Below are 26,142 nucleotides of genomic sequence, written 5' to 3' on the forward strand. Positions count from 1 at the left end.
GCTTATTATCGCCTAGCGCGTCCGATCCAACCGATCGCACGCGCTGACCTCCCGCACCCCGGGGGGTTTTTTTGTGGCCGGACGCCACCCCTGTCCGACCCAGATCCTGGTGCCGCACGACCTCACGAGGGCGACACGGCAGCAAAGGCGAGAAGTACTCGGTCACGGATGCTCCACGGCGTCCGCATCTCGACCCCTAGAGTGGGCTCGCCGAACCCGACGCGGCGCGGCCGTCCATCGCCCCAACGGAGAGTGACACCGATGAACCCGACCTTCGACGTCTACGACACGACGCTCCGCGACGGTGCGCAGCAAGAGGGAATGAACCTCACGGTCGCGGACAAGATCGCGATCGCACCTCTGCTCGACGAGCTGGGCGTCGGGTTCATCGAGGGTGGCTGGCCGGGAGCGATTCCGAAGGACACCGACTTCTTCGGACGGGCGGCCCGGGAGCTGAACCTGAAGAACGCCGTCCTCGCTGCGTTCGGCTCCACCCGACGGGCCGACAAGCGCGCGGGCGACGACCCGCAGGTCCGCGCGCTGCTCGACTCGCAGGCGCCCGTCGTCACGCTCGTCGCCAAGTCCGACGTCCGGCACGTCGAGCGCGCGCTGCGCACGACGCCGGACGAGAACCTGGCGATGATCCGCGACACCGTCGAGTTCCTCACCCGCGAGGGCCGCCGCGTCGTGCTCGACGCCGAGCACTTCTTCGATGGCTACCGATTCGACCCGGCGTACACGCGCTCGGCCGTGGTCGCGGCCGTGGAGGCGGGCGCCGAGGTCGTCACCCTGTGCGACACCAACGGTGGGATGCTGCCGCGACAGGTCACCGCGATCGTCACCGAGCTGCGCGAGGCGCTGGGGCACGGCGAGGACTCGGCATATCGCCTCGGCATGCACGCGCACAACGACTCGGGCTGTGCCGTCGCCAACTCGATCGCCGCCGTCGAGGCGGGGGCGACCCACGTCCAGGGGACGTTGAACGGCTACGGGGAGCGCACCGGGAACGCCGACCTCGTCGCGGTCGTCGCGAACCTCGAGCTCAAGGACGGCCGCACGTTGCTGCGCGGAGGCGGGATCGCCGAGGCGACGCGGATCGCGCACGCGGTCTCCGAGATCACCAACATCTCGCCGTACGGGCGCCAGCCGTACGTCGGTGCGAGCGCGTTCGCGCACAAGGGAGGTCTGCACGCCAGTGCGATCAAGGTCGACCCGGACCTCTACCAGCACATTGACCCGCGCGCCGTCGGCAACGACATGCGCATGCTCATCTCGGACATGGCCGGGCGGGCCTCGATCGAGCTCAAGGGGCGAGAGCTCGGATTCGACCTCACCGGTCAGGGAGAGCTGCTCACCCGGGTCACGACGCGGGTCAAGGACCTCGAGGCGAGCGGGTACACCTACGACGCCGCGGATGCCAGCTTCGAGCTCCTCCTGCGCGAGGAGATCACGGGGGAGCGGCCCGCATTCTTCCGCGTCGAGAGCTGGCGGACGATCGTCGAGCGCGCCGGCTCCCGCGGCGCGGAGGCGACCGCCGAGGCGACGGTCAAGCTGCACGCCGGCGACGAACGCCACGTCAGCACCGGCGAGGGCAACGGGCCCGTCAACGCCCTCGACCACGCTCTCCGTCAGGCGTTGACGGCCGTGTACCCGGAGATCGAGGAGTTCCAGCTCATCGACTTCAAGGTCCGGATCCTCGACACCGACGCCGGGACGGACGCGACCACGCGCGTCCTGATCGAGTCCACCGACGGCAGCACCTCGTGGTCGACGGTCGGCGTCGGCCCGAACCTCATCGAGGCGTCGTGGGAGGCACTGACCGACTCGGCGATCTACGGCTTGATCCACGCGGGCGTCACACCCCGCTAGGCCGCCGGCCGCGTCCGGGAACCGGATGCAGCGACGCTCCGCCCGCTCGCGGTCACGGATGATCCGCGCCAGGATCGACCGATGGGGAGAGTCGGCGGGGCGTTGCGGTGGTTCCGCGACAACGACTGGACGCGTGATCTGACGATCGGCGCGCTCCTCGCTCTGTTCGGGCTCTGGCTGGCGGCGACGATCGAGGACCGTGTGGCCCAGCGTCAGGAGGTCGCCGAGAACACGCGGTGGGTGCGCGAGCTCTCGGTGCGAGACATCACCGACCCCTCACTCGTCGGCATCGACCTGGCCGGGGCCGAGCTCAGCGGCCTCGACATGGCGTGCGGGGACGACTCCGAGGTCGGCGACGACGGGGCTCGTGCCGCGAACGAGCGGTGCTGGGACCTGCGGCTCGTCGACTTCTCCGGCGCCTCGATGGCGGGTGTCGACCTCGCCGGTGCGGACCTGCGCGGGGCGACGTTCGTCGGCAGCGTGCTCGCCGGCGCGGAGCTCGCGAACGCCGTGGGCCCGACGTACAGCGACATGCGCGACGCGGTCCTCGTCGGTGCGACGCTCGACGTCTCCGGACTCGATCTCGTCGACCTGCGCGGGGCTGACCTCAGCGAGGCGGACCTGCGGGGGACGCCGGGCGGGTCGACCTGCTGGGACGAGTCGACGACATGGCCGAGCGGTGCCGACCCGGGGGCCGTCGCGGCCGGCGCGTGTGACGCCGTGGCGCAGGCGCTGCGGATCTCGGAGCAGGACCTCGGGCTGATGCTCGAACCGCTCGACGACTCGGACTGATCGCCCGAGGGTGACCGAGGAGACAGGTCAGCCCCTCGCCGTCGTGCCGACGGGGCAATACGCTGTCGACATGCGCGGAGAGTACAAGGTCCCAGGTGGAAAGCTCGTGGCGGTCGACGTGGAGACGGAGGACGGGCGGCTGGCCCGGGTTGCTGTCAGCGGCGACTTCTTCCTCGAGCCCGACGACGCGCTCGAGGACATCGACGGTGCCCTCCTGGGCATGCCCGAGACCGCGACGGTCGCACAGCTCGCCGGAGCGGTCGAGTCGGTGCTCGGCGACGACGTGACCATGGTCGGGTTCACCCCCGAGGCGGTCGCGATCGCGGTACGTCGCGCGCTCGGGCACGCCACGGACTGGTCCGACCACGTCTTCGAGATCATCCACGACGGCCCGGAGAACCCGGCGATGCAGATGGCGATCGACCAGCTGCTGGCCGAGGAGCTCGACGAGGGACGTCGTGGCCCGACGCTGCGCATCTGGGAGTGGGCGGACCCGACCGTCGTGATCGGCTCGTTCCAGTCGTTGAAGAACGAGGTCGACACGGAGGCTGCCGACCGCCACGGCGTGACGGTCGTCCGCCGCGTCTCGGGCGGTGGCGCGATGTTCATCGAGCCTGGCAACACGATCACGTACTCCCTGACCGTCCCCGGGTCGCTGGTCGAGGGCCTCAGCTTCGAGCGCTCCTACTCGTTCCTGGACGACTGGGTGCTCGGGGCGCTCGCGGACGTCGGTGTCCAGGCGACCTACCAGCCGTTGAACGACATCGCCTCGCCCGCCGGCAAGATCGCGGGTGCCGCGCAGAAGCGGCTTCGAGGAGGAGCGGTGCTGCACCACGTGACGATGGCGTACGACATCGACGCGGACAAGATGCTCGACGTCCTGCGCATCGGTCGGGAGAAGATGAGCGACAAGGGCACCAAGAGCGCCAACAAGCGCGTCGACCCGGTCCGCTCGCAGACCGGGATGGCCCGTGAGGACGTGATCGAGGCGTTCAAGTCGCACTTCCGCGGCCGCTACCGCACGCAGGAGAGCTCGGTGACGCCCGAGGAGCGGGCTCGCGCCGAGGAGCTCGCACGCCTCAAGTTCGCGACGCCCGAGTGGACCGCGCGCGTGCCCTGAGGCGGGGCACCCGTGACCGGGGACGAACGACGCGGTGCCGCGCAGCAGAGGCTGCGCGGCACCGCGTCGTTCTTGCTGTGACAGCCGGTGTCAGCGAACGGGCGCTGCGAGCTTGCGCACCGTCACCGTGTTCTCGTGGATCCGCTGCTCGCCGTGTCCCTCGAACCCGAGGCGGCCGTGGAACCGGAGCGAGCCGGCGTTCATCGGGTCGATGTTGACCTCGCAGGTGACCGCGTCGCGCCCCTCGGCACGGGCGATCTCGAAGATCCGGTCGTAGAACTGCTGCCCGATCCCCAGGCCGCGGGCCTCTTCGCCCAGCACGATCCGGTCGACGTAGTAGTGCGAGAAGTCGCGGTCCTCGAACCAGGTGTAGTTCTCGGCGTCGAAGTCGTCGATGCCGCCGTCGAACGTGACGACGAATCCGAGCGCCTCGTCGGACTCAGGGGCCGCGGCGACGAGGGTGAGGGTGGAGTCCTCGACGAGGCGCGCCATGTCCTCGATCGGGGTGATCGGCACCGCGGGTGCCGATGCGTTGTTGAGCTCGACGATCCGCTCGATGTCATCGGTGCGTGCCGGCCGGAGAACCACGTCGTCGGGTTGCACGGTGCGCCCTGCGATGTCTGCGGTCGTGCTCGTCATCTGGTTCCTCTCCTCAGGCGGATTCGTGCGCACGGGTGAGGTGCGCACGCGGCGCAGGCAGCACGATTGCTACCTGCTCCGCTCCACGGGCCTGGTGCTACCGCGCTGTCAGGCGCTGGAGCCCGCGAGGACGATCGGTGGAGGCTCCGCGCTGGTGCTCGTCGTCCTGCCGGCAGCATCGCGGGGCGAACGTTGATCGCCCATCCTCGCTAGCATAGCGAGAACGATCGCGGACCGACACCGGACCTGGATAGAAGAAGTGTCAATTATTAGTCAAGCCCGATTGATTATTCAGTCCCGGAGGTGTCGCCCCGATCCGCGTCCGCACGCAACATCTCGACGGTGACCGTCCCGCCCTTCGTGACCTGCTCGCCCACGCGCTCGAAACCGAGGCGGTGGTGGAAGCGCAGGGAGCCGGGATTCGGCGGGTCGAGGTTGACCTCGCAGGTCACGACCTCCAGGCCCCGGTCCGCCGCCGCCGCGAACGCAGCCTCGTAGAGCGCGGCGCCCCATCCCTGGTTGCGTGCGTCCTCCGCGACGACGATCCGGTCGACGTAGAGGTGCGACGCCTCGCGCTCCTCGAACCACGCGTAGTTCTCGCTGGCGTAGGCCGCGCCGGGGGTGACGAGAACGAGCAGCGCACGCGGGGTCTCGGGCTCGGCGGGGTCCACGCCGACGAGCGAGGCGTCGGCGACGATGAGCAGGTCACCGATCTCCTCGGCGGACATGGTCGGGACGGCCGGGTAGGCGGCGTTGTTCAGCTCGACGAGAGCTGCGACGTCGGCCTCGGTGGCAGGGCGGAGTGCGGGTCGGTCGCTCATGCGGGGTCTCCTGTGATCGGTGCGGAGGTCGGGGGTGTCGGGCGTGGGCCGAACACGGCCGTCCCGACGCGGACGACGGTCGCGCCCTCGGCGATCGCGAGATCGAGGTCGCGGCTCATCCCCATGGACAGCTCTCGGGCCTCGGACGTTCCGGGGGCACCGGAGGCGTGCACGGCGTCGCGGATCGTGCGCAGTCGCGAGAAGCCGGCTCGGATGACGGCGGCGTCCGCGGTGTTGGCGCCGATCGTCATGAAACCTGTGAGACGCAGGTACGGCAGCGTGGCGACCTCGAGGGCGAGCTGCCTCGCGTCGTCGGCGGCGACACCCGACTTGGACGCCTCGCCGGAGACGTTGACCTGGATCATGACGTCGAGGTCGTGCCCTGAACGCTCGCACCGGGTCGACAGGGCGCGAGCCAGCGCGAGCGAGTCGACGGACTGGATCCCGGACGCCGCGCCGAGAGCGGCGTTGATCTTGTTCTTCTGCAGGTGCCCGATCAGGTGGACCGTCAGCGTCCCGGCCGCGACGAGATCGGCGAGCTCGGGCGCCTTCACCGTGAGCTCCTGGACCCGGTTCTCGCCGATCAACGTGGCCCCGGCCTCGACGGCCTCCCGGACGGCGTCGGCGTCCTGCGTCTTGGTCGCCACGAGGACCCGGATCTCGGCGGGGTCGCGGCCGGCGTCGCGGGCGGCCCCCTCGACGCGCGCGTGGACCTGGTCGAGACGGTCGGCTACGGAAGACACGTGCCGAGTGTAGGTGCCCCGGGGTGTCATCATGGACGTGTGCGCACACTGTTGAACATCATCTGGCTGCTCTTCGGCGGGGTCTGGCTCGCGCTGGGCTACGTGGTCGCGGGGATCGTCTGCTGCATCCTGATCGTGACCATCCCGTTCGGGATCGCCTCGTTCCGCATCGCCGGATACGCCCTGTGGCCCTTCGGTCGCACCGTCGTCGACAAGCCGACCTCGGGGGCGTGGTCGACGATCGGCAACGTCATCTGGTTCCTCGTCGCGGGGATCTGGCTGGCCATCAGCCACGTGCTGACCTCGATCCCGATGTTCCTGTCGATCATCGGGATCCCGCTCGGGATCGCCAACCTGAAGATGATCCCGGTCTCGCTGCTCCCGCTCGGCAAGGACATCGTCCCGGTCGACGCGCCGTACCAGGCGTACACGCCTCCGGCAGGGCAGTACCCGCAGAACCCGCAGTACCCGACACGCTGACCGCCCGCTGATCAGACGCTGGCCGGTACCGGCGCGGCGCTCAGGACGACGTGTCGGAGCGGGCGATCGGCGCGACCACGGCGTTCGTCAGGTGGGCGAGGTCAGTCGGGGAGAGGCCGATGTCCAGTCCGCGCCGCCCGCCGGAGACGTAGACGGTCTCGTGCTCGCGGGTGCTCTCGTCGATCACCGTGCTGTGCGGGTGCCGTTGTCCGAGCGGCGAGATCCCCCCGACGACGTAGCCCGTCGCGCGCTCGGCGTCGGCAGGGTCGGCCATGGTCGCCTTCTTGGCCCCGACCGCGTGGGCGAGGGCCTTGAGGTCCAGGGATCCGGTGACGGGCACGACCGCGACGACGAGGTGGCCGTCCACGCTCGCCATGAGCGTCTTCAGGACGCAGGCAGGGTCCGCGCCGATCGCGGCCGCCGCCTCGAGCCCGTACCCGAGCGTGCTCGACGGGTCGTGCTCGTACGGATGCAGCGTGTGTCGAACACCCGCGCGGTCGAGCGCCGTGACGGCGGGAGTCCCTGCGTGCGGCATCTGCTTCTTCTTGCTCACGTGCCGATCATGCCGTGGCCGGGCGGCCCGTGCGACCGCGTCACATCGGCCCGACGGACTCCACGCGCAGCACGACCTCGCCGTCCTCGTCGCTCGCCGGGAGGTCGACGACGGCGGTGATCGCCCAGTCGTGGTCGCCGTCGGGGTCGTCGAGGATCTGCCGGACCCACCACGTCCCGCGTTCGACGGGCGTCCCGGCCGGTGTCGTGCCCGACTCGAGGATGTGGATCATCGACGTCGCGCGAGCCTGGGGGCCGATGCCGATCGCGTCGTCGCCCTGTGCCTCGAAGAGCGGGTCGAGGGCCTCGCCCCACGCGTTGGCGTCCCAGGCGTCCGTGCCGTCGAGCTCGGCGAGCGCCTCGTACCGCTCGTTCGCGGCGAGCTCGACCCTGCGGAAGAGCGCGTTGCGGACGAGTCGGCGGAACGCGCGCGGGTTGCCCGTCACCGGGCGCACCGGCTCGTCGGTGTCCGCACCGGCGAGCGGGGTGTCTCCGGTCGCGCCGTCCGCGTCGTCGTCGACGGGGTTCGCCAGGCGCTCCCACTCGTCGAGCAGGGAGGAGTCCGTGCCGCGGACGAGCTCGCCGAGCCACTCGGTGACCTCGTGGACGTCCTCGGTGCGGTGCTCCTCCGAGACGGTCTGCCGCATCGTGCGGTAGGCGTCCGCGAGGTAGCGCAGCACCACGCCCTCGGTGCGCTCGAGCCCGTAGACGGAGACGAACTCGCCGAACGTCATGGCGCGCTCGAGCATGTCGCGGACGACGGACTTCGGCGAGAGCTCGGCGTCCGCCACCCAGGGGTTGGCCTTCTTGTAGGTCTGGAAGGCAGGCTCGAGGAGCTCGGCCAGCGGCTTGGGCCATGTGACCTCGTCGAGCAGTTCCATGCGCTCCTCGTACTCGATGCCCTCGGCCTTCATCGCGGCCACGGCCTCGCCGCGTGCCTGGTGCTGCTGACCGATCAGCACCTGGCGCGGGTCCGAGAGCGTGGACTCGAGGACGGAGACGACGTCGAGCGCATGGGTCGGGGACTCGACGTCGAGCAGGTCGAGGGCAGCCAGAGCGAACGGGGACAACGGCTGGTTGAGGGCGAAGTCGCGCGGCAGGTCGACGACGAGCCGGACCTCGGGCCTCTCCCCGCGCGGGTGCGTCGGGTCTGCGACGCGGTAGCGCTCGACGATCCCGGCGATCCGCAACGACCGGTAGATCCGGAAGACCTGGCGCACGTGCCGGTCGCGCTGGGCCTCGGTGTCGTGGTTGGCGGTCAGGAGGTGGCGCATCGCGGCGATCGGGTCGCGTGCCTCGCGTCCGGTGAACGGGTCCTCCACGCCACGGGCGAGGACGTTGAGGACCATCGCGTGGCTGACCGTGAAGTGGCTCGTCAGGGGTTCCGGGTCGGCGTCGCGGAGTCGCTCGAACGTCGCGTCCGTCCAGTTCACCGCGCCCTGGGGTGCCTTCTTGCGCACGAGCTTCTTGAGCTTCTTCGGGTCGTCGCCCGCCTTGGCGACGAGCCTGCGGTTCTCGATGACGTGCTCGGGCGCCATCACGAGCACCTCGCCGAGGGTGTCGAACCCGGCGCGTCCGGCGCGACCGGCGATCTGGTGGAACTCGCGCGCCGTGAGGTGCCGCATCCGCTCGCCGTCGAACTTCACGAGGCTGGTGAGCAGGACGGTCCGGATCGGCACGTTGATGCCGACCCCGAGCGTGTCCGTCCCGCAGACCACCTTGAGCAGACCCGCCTGGGTCAGACGCTCGACGACGCGCCGGTACTTCGGGAGCATTCCCGCGTGGTGGACGCCCACGCCGTGGCGCAGGAACTTGCTGAGCGTCTTGCCGAACCCGGTCCCGAACCGGAAGTCGCCGAGCTCGGCGGCGATCGCGTCCTTCTGCTCGCGGGTGCAGAGCTTGGTGCTCAGCAGCGACTGGGCGCGGTCGATCGCGTCCTTCTGCGTGAAGTGGACGACGTAGACGGGCGCCCGGTGGGTCGTGACCAGCTCCTCGATGACCTCGCCGACAGGGTCGAGGACGTAGGAGAACGTGAGGGGCACGGGGCGGTCGGCGCTCGTGACCTCGGCGACGGGCCTGCCGGTGCGCTCGGTGAGGTCCTCGACGAACATCGAGGTGTCGCCCAACGTGGCCGACATGAGCACAAACTGCGCCTGCGGCAGCTCGAGGAGGGGGACCTGCCACGCCCAGCCGCGCTGCGGGTCCGCGTAGAAGTGGAACTCGTCCATGACCACCTGGCCGACGTCGGCCTGGTCGCCGTCGCGCAGGGCGATGTTCGCGAGGATCTCGGCCGTGCAGCAGATGATGGGAGCACCCGGGTTGACCGACGAGTCGCCGGTCATCATCCCGACGTTCTCCGAGCCGAACGCCGAGACGAGGTCGAAGAACTTCTCGCTGACCAGGGCCTTGAGCGGGGCCGTGTAGAACGTCCGACCGGTCCGCCGGTTGCGGTGCGCGGCCAGGGCGGCAAAGTGTGCCGCGACCGCGACGAGCGACTTCCCCGACCCCGTCGGTGTCGCCAGGATGACGTGCGAGCCGGAGACGATCTCCATCACGGCCTCGTCCTGGTGCGGGTAGAGGTCGATGCCCCGGGCCTCCGCCCAGCCGGTGAAGCCCAGGTACAGCTCGTCGGGGTCGGGTCGCATGCCGATCACCTGCTCGGGCAGGTGACTGGCCAGGCTGGCGGGGCGGGGCGTCGTCGTCATCGCCGCCCATCCTCCCACCTGGCGGGGACACGGACGGCGCGGACGAGCGCGAAGCGCTGCTCTGCCCTAGCGTCGCCTGCACGGCTGGACGCACACGGCGTCACCACCCGAGACAGGAGGCACTCCGTGGAGGCGTTCCAGGAGGCGGTCATCGACCCGCTGAGCAACCTGCTGTACTCCTATGTCCTGATCTACGTGCTGCTCGGCGCGGGCGTGTACTTCACGATCCGGACGCGATTCGTCCAGGTGCGCCTCTTCGGCCTCATGCTGCGTGTGGTCGGCGGATCCACGGACGACGCCAAGGACGGGATCTCGTCCTTCCAGGCGTTCGCCGTCGGCCTGGCCTCGCGCGTCGGCACCGGGAACATCGCCGGAGTCGCGGTCGCGCTGACGCTCGGTGGCCCGGGTGCGATCTTCTGGATGTGGATGGTGGCGCTGGTGGGGATGGCCACGGCGTTCGTCGAGGCCACGCTCGGCCAGATGTACAAGGTGCGCTCCGACGACGGGTCGTTCCGCGGGGGCCCCGCCTACTACATCCAGCGCGGTCTCGGGTCGCGGAGATGGGGGATGGTCTTCGCCGTCCTCCTCATCTTCGCGTTCGGGTTCGCCTTCAACATGGTCCAGGCCAACACGATCTCCGACGTCCTCGGTGCCGCGGGCGGTGTCTCCCCGGCGTGGACGGCGGTTCTGCTGATGATCATCGTCGCGCCCATCCTCTACGGCGGCATCCGGCGCATCGCGACGTTCGCCGGCTACGTGCTGCCGTTCATGGCCGGTGCCTACCTCCTGCTCGCCCTCGTCGTCGTCGTGACGAACCTCGGTGCTGTCCCCGAGGTGTTCCGCCAGATCGTCGACGGGGCGTTCGGGCTCGACGAGGCGCTCGCCGGAACGGCCGGTGGAGTTCTCGCCGCCGTCCTCAACGGCGTGAAGCGAGGGCTCTTCTCCAACGAGGCCGGGATGGGGTCCGCCCCCAACGCCGCGGCCACCGCCACGGTGAGCCACCCCGCCAAGCAGGGCCTGGTCCAGTCGCTCGGCGTCTTCGTCGACACGATCGTGGTCTGCTCGGCCACGGCCTTCATCATCCTGATCGCGGGCCCGTCGGTGTACCAGCCGGGCGTCACGGGGGAGGCCGCCGGGGCGTCGCTGACCCAGGCTGCGGTCGCCGCAGAGCTCGGCACGTGGACCACCTGGCCCATGACGATCCTCGTCTTCGTCTTCGCGTTCTCCTCGATCCTCGGCAACTACTCCTACGCCGAGGGGAACCTGACGTTCCTGGGCGTCCGGGGCCGGGCACTGACCGGGCTCCGCACGCTCGTCCTCGCCAGCGTGGGTGTCGGGGCGCTGGCCACGCTCACCACCGCGTGGGCGCTCGCGGACGTCGCGATGGCGTTCATGGCCCTCGTCAACCTCGTCGCGATCGTCCTGCTCGGCCGATGGGCGATCGGGGCGCTGAAGGACTACGAGTCGATGCGCCGCCGCGGCGTCGACGAGCAGTTCGTCGGGGTCGGGAACCCGAACCTTCCGGGGGACCTGCCCGGGGACGTCTGGACGCCCTCGGAGTCCTCGACGGGCAGCTCGTCTAGCTGAGGTCCCAGAGCAGGCGGTAGTAGGAGATCTTCGCGGGGTCGGGGGCGAGCCCGTAGCCGGCGTACAGCGCGTCCTCGTACCCCTCGCCGTAGTTCCACCCCGTGCTCCAGGCCGCGACGGCCAGGTCCGCCCAGCGGTCCGCCACGCCCAGGGTCCCGAGGTCGACGTGCCCGGCGAGCGCGCCGTCGTCGTGGAGCAGGGTGTTGGGCAGGCACGCGTCGCCGTGGCAGACGACGAGGTCGAGCGGAGGCGGGGAGGCGAGGAGCGAGAGTGCCTCGCCGATGCTGTACCCGCGGTGCTCCGGTGCCCACAGCGCGCGGGAGTCTCCGCGGTCGACGCGCGTCCGGGCGTTGGCGACCCTCGCCGCGATCGACCATTCCGTCGGGCACGCCTCGACGGGCAGCGAGTCGTGGAAGGTGCGCAGCCCCCGTCCGACGGCGCGCGCAGCCGCCTCGGGGTCGGCGAGCCAGCGCTCGGCGACGGCACTGGACCCGGGAAGCGTCCGCGTGACCATCCAGGACCCCTCGGGCGAGGATGCCTGCCCGACGACCTCGGGCACCGCCACATGCGGGGCCGCCCAGGAGATCCGGTCGGCCTCGACCGTGACGTCGATCCCCGAGGATGCGGGGGCCCACTTGACGTGGTGCGCGCCCGCTCGGAACGTGAGCACGCCGGTGGTGCCCTGCCAGACCGGCACCACGTCGTCGGTCGCGACCCCGAGCAGGGTGAGCAGGGACGTCACGTGGGGCGGGAGAGCGACCCGCCCGGAAGGTGGGCCCGCGATGACCGTCATGAGCGCAAGTGTGGCGTATGGGTCAGATCAACGGAAGTCGGTCGCAGACCTCGACGAGCCGTACCCGGAGCGCCTGCCCTCGTTCGGCGAACTCGCGCTGGGAGCGCACGTACTCGGCCTTGCCCGACGCCGTCTCGATCGGTACGGCGTCGAGCCCGTAGGACGACACGTCGTACGGGGACGCGCGCATGTCGAGGTAGCGGATGTCCCGTGCCAGCTCGAAGCAGTCCAGGAGCAGGCCCCCCGGGACGGCGGGGGAGAGCTTCGTCGCCCACTTGTACAGGTCCATCCCGGCGTGCAGGCACCCGGCTTGCTCCGTCGCCGGCTGGTTCTCCCGGGTGGGGCGCCACTGGTTGTGGTCGCGGGCCTCGGGCGTGAAGAAGCGGAACGCGTCGAAGTGGGAGCACCGGACGGGGTGCTGCTCCAAGACCGCGTCGGTGCCCTCGTGACCGAGCCTCAGCGGGAGCGGGTGCCGCTGGTCGCGACCCGCGGCGCGGTCCTTGTAGACCATCGCCCACTCGTGCAGGCCGAAGCAGCCGAAGTGGCCGGGTCGCCCGGCCGTCGCGACGAGCAGTGCCCTGACGCGGTGGACGGTCCCGCCGCGCTCGGCGACGAACGCGTCCGCGTCGAGCGCGACCGTCGCGTCGGGCAGGCGCGCGTACCAGCGCCACGTGCTGCGATCGGCGAGGTCGGTCTCTGCCGCGCCGGTCCCGTCACCGGCGAGAGCTCTGCCGACGCCCGGGTGCCACCGGCGCAGGTGGCTCACGCGGGTGGGGTAGTAGGAGAACAGGAAGTCCTCGATCGCGTGCTTCTCGCCGCGGTCGCGGGACGCTCGCCAGGTGGCTGTCAGCGCGTCGGCGCGTCTCGCGTGGTCGGCCGCGGCGGGCTGCCAGGCCGCGGCCGGAACCACGGCGGTGGTCGAGGGGAGCATGCCTCCAGCCTAGGACGATGTCAGCGTCGGCCGGTGTCGTCGTCGATCTCGAAGTACAGGTGCGCGTGGGCCGCGCATCCCGGGTTGAAGGACGCCCCGCACCCCGGGCACGACGTCACGCCGCGGTACTCGGGGACCGTCATCGTCCGGCCGCACACGCCGCACCGGGCGGCCGGCTCGTCGAACCGGTCGGCAGGACGCGGAACGGCGGTGTGGTCCGCGGTCTCCTCGTGGCACGCGTGGCACGGGAACCAGGCGTCGCAGCACACGAGGTGCAGAGCGACGACGTCGAGGGGCCCGCCGTGGTGGACGCATCGGCTCTGGTCGTCGACGACGGCACCGCGGACAGTCGGAGCTGGTCGAGTTGTCAGAAGAGCGCGACCTTCTCGGGGCGGGGGAAGATCTCGTCCAGGCGCGCGGCGTCGTCGCTCGGTCGCCACGTCGACGCCGCCGCGTTCTGGGCGATCTGCTCGGGCGTGGTCGCCCCTGCGATGACCGAGGCGACGGCGGGCTGCGCGAGGAGCCAGCCGAAGGCGACCTGGAGCTCGGTGACGTCCCGCTCGACGCAGAATTGGTGGAGCTGGTCGAGCTGCTCCCACGGTGCGGTCTCGAGCAGTCCGGGCTTGTTCCGCACGAGGCGGCTGTCCTCGGGCCGGTTGCCGCTCGTGTACTTGCCGGTCAGCAGGCCGTTGGCGAGCGGGAAGTAGGGAAGCACGCCGATGCCGTACGCCTGCGCCGCGGGCAGCACCTCGAGCTCGGCACGGCGGTCGAGAAGGTTGTAGTGGTTCTGGGCCGAGACGAACCGGGTGGTGCCCTGCGACCGGGCGACGTGCTCGGCGTCGGCGATCTGCCACCCGGCGCGGTTGGAGTGCCCGACGTACCGGACCTTGCCCTGACGGACGAGGTCGTCGAGGGCGGAGAGCGTCTCGTCGACGGGAGTCTCGTCGTCGGGGGTGTGGAACTGATAGAGGTCGATGTAGTCGGTGCCCAGGCGGCGCAGCGAGCCCTCGACCGCCTTGGCGATGTAGCGGCGGGATCCTCGGGCGCGAAAGTCCGGCCCGTTCAGACCGCGGGTCGGCATCCCGAACTTCGTCGCGACGACGACCTCGTCGCGGTGCGCACCCAGGGCGCGACCCAGGAACTCTTCGCTGAGCCCCGCGCGGGCGCCGTAGTTGTCGGCCGTGTCGAAGAACGTGACACCGGCGTCGAGCGCACCGTGCACGACGTCGCGACTTCCCTCGAACGTCGAGGTCACGGCATTGGTCCGGCCCAGGTTGTTGCAGCCGAGACCGACTCCGGTGACGGCCAGGCCCGAGCGGCCCAGCCTGTTCAGGTCGAGCCGGGGGGCGGGGTTCGTCGAGGTTGCGTGCGCCGTCATGATCCGACGATAGCGTCGCTCGGCGGAGGGCATGACTGGCACTCGCTCAGCATGCGAGAACGGGCCTGCGTTCGGGAGGCGTCGCCATACTGTAAGGACATGACCAACTCTTCCGCCGAGCCGCTCGACGCCCCCACCGGGGCTCGCGGCAGCACTCCGAGCAAGGAGTCCGAGTCCTACACGCACGGGCACCACGAGTCCGTCCTGCGCTCCCACCGATGGCGGACCGCGGAGAACTCTGCCGGCTTCCTGCTGCCGCACCTGACGGAGCAGGCCGCGGTTCTCGACGTCGGCTGCGGCCCCGGCACGGTCACGGTCGACCTCGCGCGGCACGTCCCCGGGGGGAGCGTCGTCGGCGTCGACGCGTCCGAGAAGGTGCTCACGGCAGCACGGGAGCACGCGGCGGACACCGAGGTCTCGAACGTCGAGTTCCGGCGGGCCGACGCCTACCACCTCCCGTTCGAGGACGACACGTTCGACGTCGTCTACGCCCACCAGGTGCTCCAGCACCTGTCCAACCCCGTCGCCGCGCTGCGCGAGATGCGCAGGGTCGCGAAGCCTGGTGCGTACGTCGCGGTCCGGGAGTCGGACTACGCGGCGATGACCTGGTACCCGGACTCCCACGGGCTCACGGAGTGGAACGAGCTCTACCACGAGGTCACGCGCGCCTACGGCTTCGAGGCGGACGCGGGCCGGAGGCTGCTCTCCTGGGTCCAGGAGGCGGGCTTTCCCGCCGAGACGATCACGCCCTCGGCGGGTGTCTGGAGCTACTCGACCGCGGCCGACCGTCGCTGGTGGGGCGGACTCTGGGCCGAGCGGTGCATCGAGTCGAACTTTGCCGTCCAGGCCAAGGAGTCCGGGCTCGCCGACGACGTCGCGCTCGAGCAGCTCGCGCAGGACTGGCTGCACTGGGCCGAGGAGCCCGCGGGGTGGTTCGCCGTGCTGCACGGCGAGGTGCTCGCCCGCGCCTGAGCATGACCGCGCGTCACGGGGGATAACCTGGTTCCGTGCGCATCGCGAGATTTACCACTGGAGACGACCCCCGCTACGCCTTCGTGCAGGAGGAGGGCGACAAGACCTTCCTTGCCGTCCTGAGCGGTGACCCGCTGTACCAGCCGGCGATGCCGACGGGGGAGCGGATCGAGCTCGGCGACGGTGTGCGCCTGCTCGCCCCCGTCATTCCCCGGTCCAAGGTGGTCGGCGTCGGCCGCAACTATGCCGACCACGCCAAGGAGATGGGCAACGACCTCCCGCAGCGGCCGCTGATCTTCTTCAAGCCCAACACGGCCGTCGTGGGCCCCGACGACCCGATCGTGCTTCCTGACTTCACGCAGGAGGTCTCGTACGAGGCCGAGCTCGCCGTCGTCATCGGGCGGCTCGCGAAGAACGTCGATCCCAAGGACGCGCTCACGTACGTCCTCGGCTACACGGTGGCCAACGACGTCACCGCCCGGGACGCGCAGCGCGGCGACGGGCAGTGGGCACGCGCCAAGGGCTTCGACTCGGCCTGCCCGCTCGGACCGTGGATCGACACGGACCTCGACCCGGACGACGTCGGCGTCTCGTCACGGGTGAACGGCACTCCTCGCCAGGACGGCCGGACGCGCGACATGATCTTCGACATTCCCTATCTGATCTCGTACATCTCCGAGGCGTTCACGCTGCTTCCCGGCGACGTCATCCTGACCGGTACCCCCGCGGGAGTCGGACCGATCGTCGAGGGGGACCGCGTCGAGTGCGAGGTCGAGGGCCTCGGCGTGCTCGCGAACCCGGTGGTGCGCCGCTAACGACGCACCACCGGGTCGGCTCGCACTCCTGCCGCCTCACGGCAGGGTACGTCCGGGGCTCGAGCTCAGTGGTCGTGCCCGGCCCCGCCGGCAGGAGCATTCACGGCCACGGCCTGGGCAGGCGCGACGCCCGGTGCGAACTCCCCGCTGACTGTCCACGTCTCCGTGTCGACGGCGACGATGCGCTGCCCGGCAGGATCCGTGACATATGCCGTATGTCCGACGACGGCGAGTGTCGGCGCGACCTGACCGTGGCCCTCGGGGATCGTGTAGGCATCGATCGCCTCGACCGTGCCGAGCGTTTCGCCCGTCTCCGGGTCGATGCCGACGAGCACGCCGTCGAGACGCAGCGTGAGTGCGGACCCGTCCTCGCCGCGAGCGATGGGACGGTATGCACCGCCGACGTCAGCGGTCGTGAGAGTTGCGTTCGCCAGATTGAGGAGCGAGAGAGTGGTTTCGCCGAAGTTCCCGACGATCACGTCCGAGGCCTGCGAGGCGTAGAGGCTGCCGACGCGGTCGTCGCCCGAACCTTCAGGGTTCGGGACGAGCGAGGCCCCTTCGGTGGTGACGAGCAGCACCCCGTCTGCGCACCCGAATGCGACGGTGTCGTCGTGCGTGGCCTCACCGTGCAGCATGGGGCAGTTCTCGTGCCGGGCGACCTCTTCGCCGTCGGCGTCGCGCACGGCGACGGTGTCGGCGAGCGGCGAGTCGCCGGTGACCTCGCTGACGAGTGTCCCGTCGCCGAACGGGACGACCACTCCGTGGTGCACGGTGCCCGAGTCGACGGTGGTGGTGTCGAGCAGGTCGTCGACGAGCCCGGCGTCGTCGAAGACCTCGGCAGTGCCGGTGCCGTCGAAGTACACGGCGGTGCGGCCGTCGTGGCTGACGACGTGGACGGGTCTGTCCCCGGAGAGCTGCAGTTCCCGGAGCGCGGGCTCCTGGACGTAGAAGTGGTCGTGGTCACCGTGCGATTGGCCGTACGTGCCGGTGTCGAGCGCTGTGATCGTGCCCTCTTCCGCTTGGGTGAGATAGACGTGGCGGTCGTCGGACGCGACGGCGAGCCGGGGCCGTTCTGTGGTGTCGAACCGGGCGATCTCCGCGAGTTCGTCGGCGGGGTCGAGGACGACGACGCCACCGTCGTGGGCGACGACGAGCCGGGCCTGTGGCTCGTCGGACTCGGTCGCGGCGGTGGTCGGGTCCGACGACGCCGCGACCCCGGTGGTGTCGTCGGCGCAGCCCGTGAGCGCCACGACGGAGAGGGCGAGGAGGGCGGCCGTCTTCTTTGTAGTGAGAATCATTCGCATGAGGAGGATCTAAGCAGAAGTCGAGAACGAATCGCAATAGTGCGACGTGAGCAGCGGTGAGCGGTCGATAGACTGCGCCGTGTGATCCCTGCACCCGGTACCGCTCCCGTCCGTGTCCGCTTCTGCCCCTCGCCGACGGGCACCCCGCACGTCGGGCTGATCCGGACCGCCCTGTTCAACTGGGCGTACGCACGTCACACCGGCGGTGCCTTCGTCTTCCGGATCGAGGACACGGACGCGTCGCGCGACTCTCAGGAGAGCTACGAGCAGCTGCTCGAGGCGCTGCGCTGGCTCGGGCTCGACTGGGACGAAGGCCCCGAGGTCGGTGGCCCGCACGCCCCGTACCGGCAGTCGGAGCGCGGTGACCTCTACCAGGACGTCATCCGTCGGCTCGTGGAGGGCGGCTATGCCTACGAGTCGTTCACGACGCCGGAGGAGACGGCGGCCCGCAACGCCGCCCGGGGGATCAAGACCCAGGGCTACGACGGGTTCGACCGCGACCTGACGGACGAGCAGAAGGCGGCCTTCCGTGCCGAGGGGCGGACCCCGATCCTCCGTCTGCGGATGCCGGACGAGGACATCACGTTCACCGACGTGATCCGTGGAGAGATCACCTTCAAGGCCGGTACCGTCCCGGACTTCGCGATCGTGCGGACCGACGGCAGCCCCCTGTACACGCTCGTCAACCCGGTCGACGACGCGCTGATGAAGATCACGCACGTGCTGCGCGGCGAGGACCTGCTCTCCTCGACACCTCGTCAGATCGCCCTCTACCAGGCGCTCGTCGCGATCGGTGTCGCGGACGACGTCCCCGAGTTCGGCCACATGCCGTACGTCATGGGCGAGGGCAACAAGAAGCTCTCGAAGCGCGACCCCGAGTCGAACCTCTTCCTGCACCGGGACAACGGTTTCACGCCGGAGGGTCTGCTCAACTACCTCGCACTTCTCGGGTGGTCCATCTCGCCGGACCACGACATCTTCACCGTTACGGAGCTGGTCGAGGCCTTCGACATCCACGACGTCGTCGCCAACCCCGCCCGGTTCGACATCAAGAAGGCCGAGTCGATCAACGCCACGCACGTGCGGCGTCTCGAGGCGGACGACTTCCGCGACCGGCTCGTGCCCTACCTGCACGCGGCCGGAGTCGTTCCCGCGGACTCGTTCGCGGACCTCGGCGCGCGCGACCAGGAGGTCCTCACGGCGGCCGCACCGCTCACGCAGGAGCGCATGACGCTGCTCGGTGAAGCAGTGGGGATGCTCGGCTTCCTCTTCACCGACGACGCCGACCTCGTCGTTGAGGACGACGCCCGCAAGGCTCTCAAGGAGTCGGCGGCCGAGGTCGTCGACGCCGCGGTCGCGGCTCTGGACGGTCTGGACGACTTCACCGCCGAGCCGATCCAGACGGCGCTGAACGCCGCGATCGTCGAGGGCCTCGAGATGAAGCCGCGCCTCGCGTTCACGCCGCTTCGCGTCGCGGTCAGCGGCCGCCGCGTCTCCCCGCCCCTCTTCGAGTCGATGGAGATCCTGGGCAAGGACTCCACGCTCGCGCGGCTCCGCAGCCTCCGTTCGACGCTGTGATCTCGCGGTGAGGCGGGGCTTCGACGAGGTCGAGGCCGTCGTCTTCGATCTCGACGACACCCTCGTCGACACGAAGGTCGCCTTCGCGGCCGCGATCGGTGCGGTGGCGACGACGTATCTGCCGCACCTTCCGGCCGACCGTCACCCGGAGGTCGTCGCGACGTGGCGTGCGGACGTCTCAGGGAGGTACCGCGCCTACACGCGCGGGGAGCTGTCGTTCGACGCGCAGCGGATGCTCCGGGCGAACGAGCTCCAGCTCGCGTTCGGCGGCGTCGAGCTCGACGACGCCGCGTACGCGCGGTGGCGGGACGCCTACTCCGCGGCGTTCCGTGGTGCATGGGTGGCGCACGACGACGCGGCGCCGGCCCTGCAGGAGCTCGTCCGGCGGGGATTCCGGGTGGGTGTGCTGACGAACGCCGCCCGCGAGATGCAGGTCGAGAAGATCGCGCGGACCGGCCTGGCGGACCTGGTGCCGCTCCTCGTGGCCGTCGACGACCTGGGGGTGGGCAAGCCTGACCCTCGCGTCTTTCAGGAGGCGTGCCGACTGCTGGGGACCGAGCACGCCCGGACGGTCTACGTCGGGGACGAGCTCGACGTCGACGCCCGGGGTGCGATCGCCGCAGGGCTCCACGGCGTCTGGATCGACCGTCCCGGGGCCCGGCGCGGCGGGCCGCACCCGGAGGATCCGGAGGCGGCCCGCGCGTCGGGCGTGACGGTGATCTCCTCGCTGGCCGACCTGACGGACGCCCTGCGACGGTAGGCGCGGCTAGGGCGTCGAGCAGGGTGCTCCGTCGAGCCAGAACTGCTCAGGGGTCGCCGAGGCGAGCGAGCCCGGATCGCCGACGAAGCCGATCGTGACCCGCTGGCCAGGTCGGATCGTGGCGTTCCAGGACATGCTCCGCGCGGTGACGTGCGACGCCTCCTGGGACCAGCCGGCGCTCCAGGCCTGTCGTGTCACCGACTGGTCGGCGCTCCAGGACCACATCAGCCTGGACCAGGTCAGGGGAGACGTCCCGGTGTTCGTGACCCAGATCTGGTTGGTCGATCCGCCCGGCCAGGTGCCGTGCTCGACGAACTCGACGTCGCAGCTCGGTTCCGCCGTCGGCGCTCCCTGGTCCTGGTCCGCGAGGAACGACGCGACCCAGGAGAGCGCCGAGTTCCAGTTCACCGTGATCTCGTTCGAGGCCCACGACTGGATGTCGTCCACGTAGCAGAACTGGGGTGCGCAGCCGTCCGTCATGAGGGCGGCGAGCGTCGGGTCCCACGTCGGGCTGTCCGAGTTCGGTCCACCGGCGACCGACCCTGCCGGCGGGTGCGGGAGCTCGGCGTTCAGCTGGGCCGAGAACCACCGGCTGTGCTGGTTCTGGGAGTAGACGTCGCCGTACCCGGTGACGTAGCTGAGGTTGAGGGCGTTGCGGCCCAGCAGGTAGTCGGCGCTCTCGACGACCGCGTCGCGGTACGCGTCGTCACCGCTGACGTCGTACGCGGCACCGAGGACGACCATCGTGTTGAGGACGCTGGAGTTCGAGCCCCAGACGAACGTGCCGTCCTCGGCGCCCGCGTAGGTCATCCCGTAGGCCTGGTCCGCCTGGACGGCCGCGATCTCGTCGGCCCCGGCGAGCAACGTGGCCACGACGTCGTCGCGTCCCGTGTAGTCGTTCGGCACCGTCGCGAGGTCCATCACGGCCAGCGCGCCGACGGATCCCCAGCTGAAGCCCTCCACGTCGACCGAGGTCGCCAGGACGTCGTCGTGCTCGAGGAGGTACTCCTCGAACGCCTGCTCGCCGGTCGTGAGGAACAGCTCTGCCGCGGCCCAGACGAACTCGTCCGAGACGTCGTCGTCGTCGTACGGGCCGCCGCCGTTGTTGCCGTCCGCCGCCGGGGCGAACAGGTCGGGGTGCTCGAGGGCGGCGCTCCATGCCGTACGGGCGTCGTCGAGCAGCGCGGCGGCGTACTCCGCGTCGTACGGGGCGAAGAGGCGGGCACCCTGGGCAGCCGTCGCCGCGAGATTCAGCGTCGCGGCGGTCGAGGGGCGGTGCAGGTATCGGGTCTGCCCGTCCCGGTGGGGCAGGAGCGGCAGCCCCGTCCAGCCGTAGTCGTGCACCTTGTGGTGCGCCATCCCGGCGAGCTCCTCCCCGTCCGGCACCATCATCGACTGCATGAACTCGAGCTCCCAGCGTGCCTCGTCCAGGACGTCCGGCACCGCGTTGCCGGTCTCGGGCACGGCGAGCGTCCCGTCCTCGAGCGCGCCCGCGTCCGTGCTGGCCGCCGTCTTGGTGCGCTCGTAGGTCTGCAGGAGCTGCGCGGTCGCGATACCGCCGTTGACGACGTACTTGCCGTGGTCGCCCGCGTCGTACCAGCCGCCGACGACGTCGAGCGTGTAGTCGCAGGTCCACGGCTCGCCGTACGCCGCCACTGACTCCTCGACGGGTTGGCACGCGACGTCCCGGTCGCCCTGGTTCGTGTCCGGGCCGCCCGCAGCGCTGACGTGGCCGGCCGGGCGCGCGTAGTCTGCGCCGCCGATCTCCGCGTCGATCTCGATCCCGGAGCGTGCCAGGTAGAAGTAGTTCAGTGCGTCGGTCCGCAGGCTCTCGTACGCATCGGTCCCGATCTCGAACGGGTATGACGTCTCACCGTCCGCCGTGAGCGTGTACGTGCCCGGGACGGAGACCTCGGAGAAGTCGATCGTGTGGACCTCTTGGTCCGACGACGGGTCGAGTCCTGACGGCACGGTCGTCCCCTCGGCCGCGGTGGCGCCTGACCCGTCGACGAGGCTCCAGGTGAGCGCGTCGGCAGCGTCGGTGACGACCGTCGCGCGCTTCGGGCCGTGGGCCAGGTAGCCGACCTGGTTCACGCGGACCCGTGGGCCCGTCTCCGGGACGTACGGTTCCGGCGTCGTCCCGCTGAGGAGCGACACGGAGTCGAGGCAGAACGTCCACGGCTCCGCGGCCCCGCCGATCTGGAAGGCGACCTGGGTCTGCGTACGGTCACCGCCGGCGTCGGAGACCGAGAACGAGGTTGCGCCGGGCATGCCGGACGTCTCGCCGTACACCGTGTACGGGTCGACCTGCAGGCCGACCAGGGCGCGCACCGGCCCCGCTCCCGTCCCCTCGTACGCGAGCGCGTAGTCACCGGGGGCGAGCGTCAGGTCGTTGTACCCGACGATGACGTCCCACGGGTCCTCGGTCCCGCCGCGAACCTCGATGCACCAGGAGCCGTCGACGACGTCGTTCGGCAGGGACGGGTCCGAGACGAACCACGGTGCGGTGCCGTCCTCGAACGTCGTCGTCGCCAGGAGCTCGGTGCCGGCGGGGGTCACGGCGACGTCGTCGGCACAGAAGGTCCACGCGTCCGCGGACCCGCCCACCTGGAAGGCGAGCTGAAGGTCGTCGGTCTCCTCCTCGACCGTGAACGCGACCTCGTGGGTCACGAACCCGTCCGCGCCGGCGACGGCGGAGGTCACGCTCGCGGCCTCGGCGTACGTCACCGGGTCCTGGACGATGCCCTTGACCGGACCGGTGCCGGACGCGGCGAAGGTGAAGACGTAGTCGCCGGCGGGCAGGTCCAGTCCGTCCTGGCCGACGATCGCGTCCCACGGGTTGCTGGTCCCGGCAGGGACGTCGCCGCACAGCGCGCCGTCGACCACGTCGACGGGCAGGTTGGCGGTCGACCACCATCCGCCGTCGAGACCGGCCGAGAAGTCGCCGTTGACGACGTCGGCGCTCGCGGGAGCGATGGTGGCGAGGGCGAGAGCGGCCGACGTGATGGCCGCTCTCGCCAGGCGTGTTCTCTGTCTGCGGTGCACGGGAACCTCTCAGTCGTCGTTGACTCGGGCACACGCAGCGTGGAAGCGCTCCCATCCGTGCGGGGGTGGAGGCGTGCAACTGCGTGATGTGACGAAGGTTACAGCAACGGTCGGCGTGCGGGAATGGCTGCGGGGCTGGACCGTTGTGCCGGGTACGTGTCCGTCACACCATCGAAGGAGTCTTCGTGCGCTACATCGATCTTGGTCTCAAGAAGCCGCTGTCCGTCATCGGGGTAGGGACGTGGCAGTTCGGGTCGAAGGAGTGGGGGTACGGGGACGGGTACGCGACCGACCAGGCACGGCGCATCGTCGAGCGAGCGCTGGACCTGGGCGTGACGCTCTTCGACACTGCTGAGATGTACGGCTTCGGCCGGTCCGAGCGGATCCTCGGCGAGGCGCTCGGGGATCGTCGCGACGAGGCGCTCGTCGCCTCGAAGATCTTCCCGGTGTGGCCGACGGGCTCCGTGACCCAGCAGCGCGCGGTCGCGAGTGCCGACCGGCTCGGGGTGCAGCAGATGGATCTCTACCAGGTGCACCAGCCGAACCCGGTGATCCGGGACGGCTCGACCATGCCGGGGATGGCCAGCCTGCGCCGCACGGGTCTCGTCGACGCCGTCGGGGTGAGCAACTACTCGTTGGACCGCTGGCAGAAGGCCGACTCCGCTCTCGGTGCCCCCGTCCTCTCCAACCAGGTGCAGTACAGCCTGGTGCACCGGGACCCCGAGGCAGACCTGATCCCGTTTGCCCAGGCGAACGACCGGCTCGTCATCGCGTACAGCCCGCTGGCGCAGGGGCTCCTGTCGGGCAAGTACGACGCGTCGAACCGGCCTCGCTCCGGGGTGCGTCGCGTGAACCCGCTCTTCACGCGGGAGAACCTGGACCGGGTGCGGCCGTTGCTCGACGTGCTCCGTGACGTCGCGGACGCCCACGACGTCACGTCCTCGCAGGTCGCCCTCGCATGGATCGTCTCGCGGCCGAACGTGGCGGCCATCCCCGGGGCGTCGAGCGTCGAACAGCTCGAGAAGAACGTCGAGGCCGGCGAGCTCGACCTCGCGACGGACGAGGTCCGCGCGCTCGACGAGGTCTCGGCCGCCTTCACCCCGACCTCCGGGTGGCGCAGCGCGCGGGACGTCGCGATCTCGCGCTGACCGCTGCCGGGCTAGGCGAGGAGCAGGACGGCGAGAAGCCCGGTGACGGTGACGACGCAGGCCGACAGGAACCCCAGCAGGAGGACCTTGCGGCCCGTCCGGAGCAGATGCGGCAGGTCGACGTTGAGCCCCATCGCGAACATCGAGGCGACGAACAGCACGTTCGTCGTGGTCACGATGACCGTGATCCACGAGTCGGGGAGGATTCCCGTGCTCCGGATCAGCACCGCGATCACGAACCCGATCACGAACCCGGGGATCGGGACGCGACGCCTCGAGCCGGTCGTGTCCGTGCCCGGGTGACGGCGCGCCGCGACGATCCCGGCGCCGGTGACGAGGGGGGCGAGGAGGGCGACTCGGGCCAGCTTGGCGACGGTCGCCGTCGCGAGAGCGGTGGTCGAGATGGTTCCTGCCGCCGCGACGACCTGGGCGACCTCCTGGGTGCTGACGCCGATCCAGAGGCCGGCCATGTGGTCGTTCAGGGACATCAGGTCGGCGAGCCAGGGGAGCACCACGATCGCGAGCGAGCCGTAGATCGTCACGAGCGCGAGGGCTCCGGCCATCGCGTCGTCGTTCTCCTCGGCCTGCTCCGGCGACGAGGCGTCGTCCACGACCCCCTTCATCGCGGAGGCGGCCGCCGCGCCGCAGATCGAGAACCCGGTGGCCACGAGCAGTCCCGTGACCCGCGGGAGCTTGAGGAGTCGGGCGATCGCCAGTGTCGCGGTGAAGGTGACCGTGACGGTCACCAGCACGATGGCCAGCCCCTCCCAGCCCAGGGCGAGCAGGTCGGGGATCGAGAGCTGGATGCCGAGGAGGATCACCGCGAGACGCAGCACCTTGGTGGCGACCCAGTCGGTGCCGGGCCGGGTCGAGCCGATGATCTCCCCGCGGCGACCGGACGGGTTGGAGCGGGCGCCGAGCGCCGAGCCGACGATCGCCCCGACGGCGAGCGCGATCACCATGGGGGAGACCGTGGGGGCGAACCGTGCGACAGAGATCACCGCGAGCGAGGCGACGGCGACGGCAAGGATCCCGAGGGTGCGGGACGGTGTGCGGGGGGCGGCGTCCAGGTGTGCGGGGCCGGGGCGGGTCGTCTGAGCCATGATCCCAGCCTGTGTGAGGCGGCGGTCGTCCGGAAGGCCCAGGTTCCTACCGAGGTATAGCCTAGCTCTATGGCAAGCACTCGGGGCGAGAGGGTCTCGCTGGGAACGCTCGAGCTCCTCGTCGAGATGGACTCGCACGGGTCGATCAGTGCCGCGGCCCGGGCGCTCGGTGTCAGTCAGCCGACGGCGTCCGCCGGGCTGCGCCGTCTGGAGCGGACGCTCGGTCTCGAGCTGATCCTCCGTACCACCCGGGGCGCGCGGCTGACCGAGACCGGACACGCGACGGCGGCGTGGGCCCGGGAGGTCATCGCGGCCTCCGACCGTTTTGAGACCGGTGTCGCAGCGCTCCGTGCCGCACCGAAGGCGCGCGTGACGATCGCGGCCAGCCTCACGATCGCCGAGTACCTGGCGCCGCGGTGGCTCGCGACCCTCGCGGTCGACACGGACGGACCCGAGGTGGAGCTCGTCGTCCGCAACTCACGTCGCGTGATGGAGATGGTGCTGGCGGAAGACGCCGAGATCGGCTTCGTCGAGAGTGCGACGGTGCGGCGCGGCCTGCGCAGCCGGGTGGTCGCCCAGGACGAGCTCGTCGCCGTCGTCGCTCCCGGCCACCCGTGGGAGCGACGTCGCTCGATCACCCCGACCGAGCTGATCTCGGGCGGGCTGGTCGTCCGCGAGGAGGGCTCCGGCAGTCGTCAGATCCTCGAGCGCGCGCTCCAGGCCGTGGGGGAGGAGCTGCCGAGCCGGCTGCCGTCGCTCGGGTCGACCGCGGCGCTCGCCACGGCGGTGCGGCACGGGGGCTCGGTGGCGGTTCTCTCGTCGCTGACGGTGGCCGACGACCTGACCCGCGGCGCCCTCGTACGCGTCCCGGTCCCGGCCCTCGACCTCGGCCGGAGGCTTCGCGTCGTCTGGAAGGACGGGGTGGAGCTCAGCGGTCCGACGCGCCGGATCGCCGCCGTGGCCGCCGCCTGAGAACGACCCGTCCGCGATTCGTGGTGTCGCTGCTC

Annotated in this window: 23 protein-coding genes; 11 read left to right on the forward strand and 12 right to left on the reverse strand. The window is 70.6% G+C overall.

All coding sequences use genetic code 11. The annotated features are described in order from the left end of the window. Positions 1-261 precede the first annotated feature (261 nt). From cimA to BLU20_RS06575, 3 genes are all read left to right on the forward strand, one after another. Positions 262-1,869, forward strand: a complete 1,608-nt coding sequence (gene cimA / locus BLU20_RS06565) for a citramalate synthase (RefSeq protein WP_083372023.1) — start codon at positions 262-264, stop codon at positions 1,867-1,869. An 81-nt stretch (positions 1,870-1,950) separates the two neighbouring features. Next, the gene (locus BLU20_RS06570; RefSeq protein WP_083372024.1) at positions 1,951-2,661 is read left to right on the forward strand and encodes a pentapeptide repeat-containing protein; all 711 of its coding nucleotides are present in this window, start codon (positions 1,951-1,953) and stop codon (positions 2,659-2,661) included. A gap of 70 nt (positions 2,662-2,731) precedes the next feature. Continuing rightward, a complete protein-coding gene (locus tag BLU20_RS06575) occupies positions 2,732-3,781 on the forward strand; it encodes a lipoate--protein ligase family protein (RefSeq protein ID WP_083372948.1) in 1,050 nt (349 codons plus the stop codon). A 90-nt stretch (positions 3,782-3,871) separates the two neighbouring features. Here BLU20_RS06575 and BLU20_RS06580 read toward each other — a convergent pair whose 3' ends face one another. The 3 genes from BLU20_RS06580 to BLU20_RS06590 all read right to left on the reverse strand — a co-directional run bounded on the left by BLU20_RS06580 (position 3,872) and on the right by BLU20_RS06590 (position 6,014). Further along, a complete protein-coding gene (locus BLU20_RS06580) occupies positions 3,872-4,420 on the reverse strand; it encodes a GNAT family N-acetyltransferase (RefSeq protein ID WP_083372025.1) in 549 nt (182 codons plus the stop codon). A gap of 287 nt (positions 4,421-4,707) precedes the next feature. Continuing rightward, a complete protein-coding gene (locus BLU20_RS06585; protein WP_083372026.1) occupies positions 4,708-5,241 on the reverse strand; it encodes a GNAT family N-acetyltransferase in 534 nt (177 codons plus the stop codon). Beyond that, positions 5,238-6,014 carry a YggS family pyridoxal phosphate-dependent enzyme gene (locus BLU20_RS06590; RefSeq protein WP_083372949.1) on the reverse strand — a complete coding sequence of 259 codons (777 nt, stop codon included), beginning with the start codon at positions 6,012-6,014 and terminating at the stop codon, positions 5,238-5,240. The genes BLU20_RS06585 and BLU20_RS06590 overlap by 4 nt, the downstream gene beginning before the upstream one ends. Before the next feature lie 9 nt (positions 6,015-6,023). On the opposite strand from BLU20_RS06590, the gene BLU20_RS06595 reads away from it, so the two are divergent. Further along, entirely contained in the window at positions 6,024-6,464 is a 441-nt protein-coding gene (locus BLU20_RS06595; protein WP_083372027.1) for a YccF domain-containing protein, read from the forward strand. A gap of 40 nt (positions 6,465-6,504) precedes the next feature. On the opposite strand, the gene ybaK is transcribed toward BLU20_RS06595, so the two are convergent. Both ybaK and BLU20_RS06605 read right to left on the reverse strand, forming a co-directional pair. Continuing rightward, positions 6,505-7,017, reverse strand: a complete 513-nt coding sequence (gene ybaK, locus BLU20_RS06600; RefSeq protein WP_407946474.1) for a Cys-tRNA(Pro) deacylase — start codon at positions 7,015-7,017, stop codon at positions 6,505-6,507. Positions 7,018-7,057: 40 nt separating this feature from the next. Then, the gene (locus tag BLU20_RS06605) at positions 7,058-9,721 is read right to left on the reverse strand and encodes a DEAD/DEAH box helicase (protein ID WP_083372028.1); all 2,664 of its coding nucleotides are present in this window, start codon (positions 9,719-9,721) and stop codon (positions 7,058-7,060) included. Between the two features lie 126 nt (positions 9,722-9,847). On the opposite strand from BLU20_RS06605, the gene BLU20_RS06610 reads away from it, so the two are divergent. Further along, positions 9,848-11,308 (forward strand): alanine/glycine:cation symporter family protein, encoded by a 1,461-nt coding sequence (locus tag BLU20_RS06610; protein ID WP_083372029.1) that lies wholly within the window; start codon positions 9,848-9,850, stop codon positions 11,306-11,308. Here BLU20_RS06610 and BLU20_RS06615 read toward each other — a convergent pair. The 4 genes from BLU20_RS06615 to BLU20_RS06630 are packed head-to-tail and all read right to left on the reverse strand — an operon-like array spanning position 11,301 to position 14,410. Then, positions 11,301-12,101, reverse strand: a complete 801-nt coding sequence (locus tag BLU20_RS06615) for an aminoglycoside 3'-phosphotransferase (protein WP_083372030.1) — start codon at positions 12,099-12,101, stop codon at positions 11,301-11,303. The two genes, BLU20_RS06610 and BLU20_RS06615, sit on opposite strands and share 8 nt — an antisense overlap. A gap of 22 nt (positions 12,102-12,123) precedes the next feature. Then, positions 12,124-13,032 (reverse strand): 3-methyladenine DNA glycosylase, encoded by a 909-nt coding sequence (locus BLU20_RS06620; protein ID WP_083372031.1) that lies wholly within the window; start codon positions 13,030-13,032, stop codon positions 12,124-12,126. Between the two features lie 20 nt (positions 13,033-13,052). After that, positions 13,053-13,472 (reverse strand): CHY zinc finger protein, encoded by a 420-nt coding sequence (locus BLU20_RS14290; RefSeq protein WP_269457179.1) that lies wholly within the window; start codon positions 13,470-13,472, stop codon positions 13,053-13,055. Further along, positions 13,400-14,410 carry an aldo/keto reductase gene (locus BLU20_RS06630; RefSeq protein WP_083372032.1) on the reverse strand — a complete coding sequence of 337 codons (1,011 nt, stop codon included), beginning with the start codon at positions 14,408-14,410 and terminating at the stop codon, positions 13,400-13,402. The genes BLU20_RS14290 and BLU20_RS06630 overlap by 73 nt, the downstream gene beginning before the upstream one ends. A 99-nt stretch (positions 14,411-14,509) precedes the next feature. Here BLU20_RS06630 and BLU20_RS06635 point away from each other — a divergent pair, with 99 nt between their 5' ends. Both BLU20_RS06635 and BLU20_RS06640 read left to right on the forward strand, forming a co-directional pair. Then, on the forward strand, positions 14,510-15,382 hold the full coding sequence (locus tag BLU20_RS06635; protein ID WP_083372033.1) for a methyltransferase domain-containing protein: 873 nt from the start codon (positions 14,510-14,512) through the stop codon (positions 15,380-15,382). A gap of 35 nt (positions 15,383-15,417) precedes the next feature. Then, the gene (locus tag BLU20_RS06640) at positions 15,418-16,197 is read left to right on the forward strand and encodes a fumarylacetoacetate hydrolase family protein (RefSeq protein WP_029253744.1); all 780 of its coding nucleotides are present in this window, start codon (positions 15,418-15,420) and stop codon (positions 16,195-16,197) included. Positions 16,198-16,262: 65 nt separating this feature from the next. Here BLU20_RS06640 and BLU20_RS06645 read toward each other — a convergent pair whose 3' ends face one another. Continuing rightward, entirely contained in the window at positions 16,263-17,495 is a 1,233-nt protein-coding gene (locus BLU20_RS06645; RefSeq protein ID WP_083372034.1) for a hypothetical protein, read from the reverse strand. Positions 17,496-17,582: 87 nt separating this feature from the next. On the opposite strand from BLU20_RS06645, the gene gltX reads away from it, so the two are divergent. Next, entirely contained in the window at positions 17,583-19,079 is a 1,497-nt protein-coding gene (gene gltX, locus BLU20_RS06650; RefSeq protein ID WP_172829038.1) for a glutamate--tRNA ligase, read from the forward strand. A 7-nt stretch (positions 19,080-19,086) separates the two neighbouring features. Then, positions 19,087-19,839 (forward strand): HAD family hydrolase, encoded by a 753-nt coding sequence (locus BLU20_RS06655; protein WP_083372036.1) that lies wholly within the window; start codon positions 19,087-19,089, stop codon positions 19,837-19,839. A 6-nt stretch (positions 19,840-19,845) separates the two neighbouring features. Here the strand turns inward: BLU20_RS06655 and BLU20_RS06660 are convergent, their stop codons facing one another. Further along, a complete protein-coding gene (locus BLU20_RS06660; RefSeq protein WP_157270356.1) occupies positions 19,846-22,884 on the reverse strand; it encodes a glycoside hydrolase family 9 protein in 3,039 nt (1,012 codons plus the stop codon). 185 nt (positions 22,885-23,069) lie between these two features. Here BLU20_RS06660 and BLU20_RS06665 point away from each other — a divergent pair, with 185 nt between their 5' ends. After that, positions 23,070-24,032: an aldo/keto reductase gene (locus BLU20_RS06665; RefSeq protein ID WP_043110035.1), complete on the forward strand. Its 963-nt coding sequence runs from the start codon at positions 23,070-23,072 to the stop codon at positions 24,030-24,032. An 11-nt stretch (positions 24,033-24,043) separates the two neighbouring features. Here BLU20_RS06665 and BLU20_RS06670 read toward each other — a convergent pair whose 3' ends face one another. Continuing rightward, positions 24,044-25,135, reverse strand: a complete 1,092-nt coding sequence (locus tag BLU20_RS06670) for a YeiH family protein (RefSeq protein WP_083372037.1) — start codon at positions 25,133-25,135, stop codon at positions 24,044-24,046. Between the two features lie 69 nt (positions 25,136-25,204). Between BLU20_RS06670 and BLU20_RS06675 the strand changes: the two genes are divergently transcribed. Then, positions 25,205-26,107: a LysR family transcriptional regulator gene (locus tag BLU20_RS06675; RefSeq protein ID WP_083372038.1), complete on the forward strand. Its 903-nt coding sequence runs from the start codon at positions 25,205-25,207 to the stop codon at positions 26,105-26,107. Positions 26,108-26,142 lie beyond the last annotated feature (35 nt).

This window comes from Paraoerskovia marina, assembly GCF_900105445.1.
GTDB lineage: Bacteria > Actinomycetota > Actinomycetes > Actinomycetales > Cellulomonadaceae > Paraoerskovia > Paraoerskovia marina.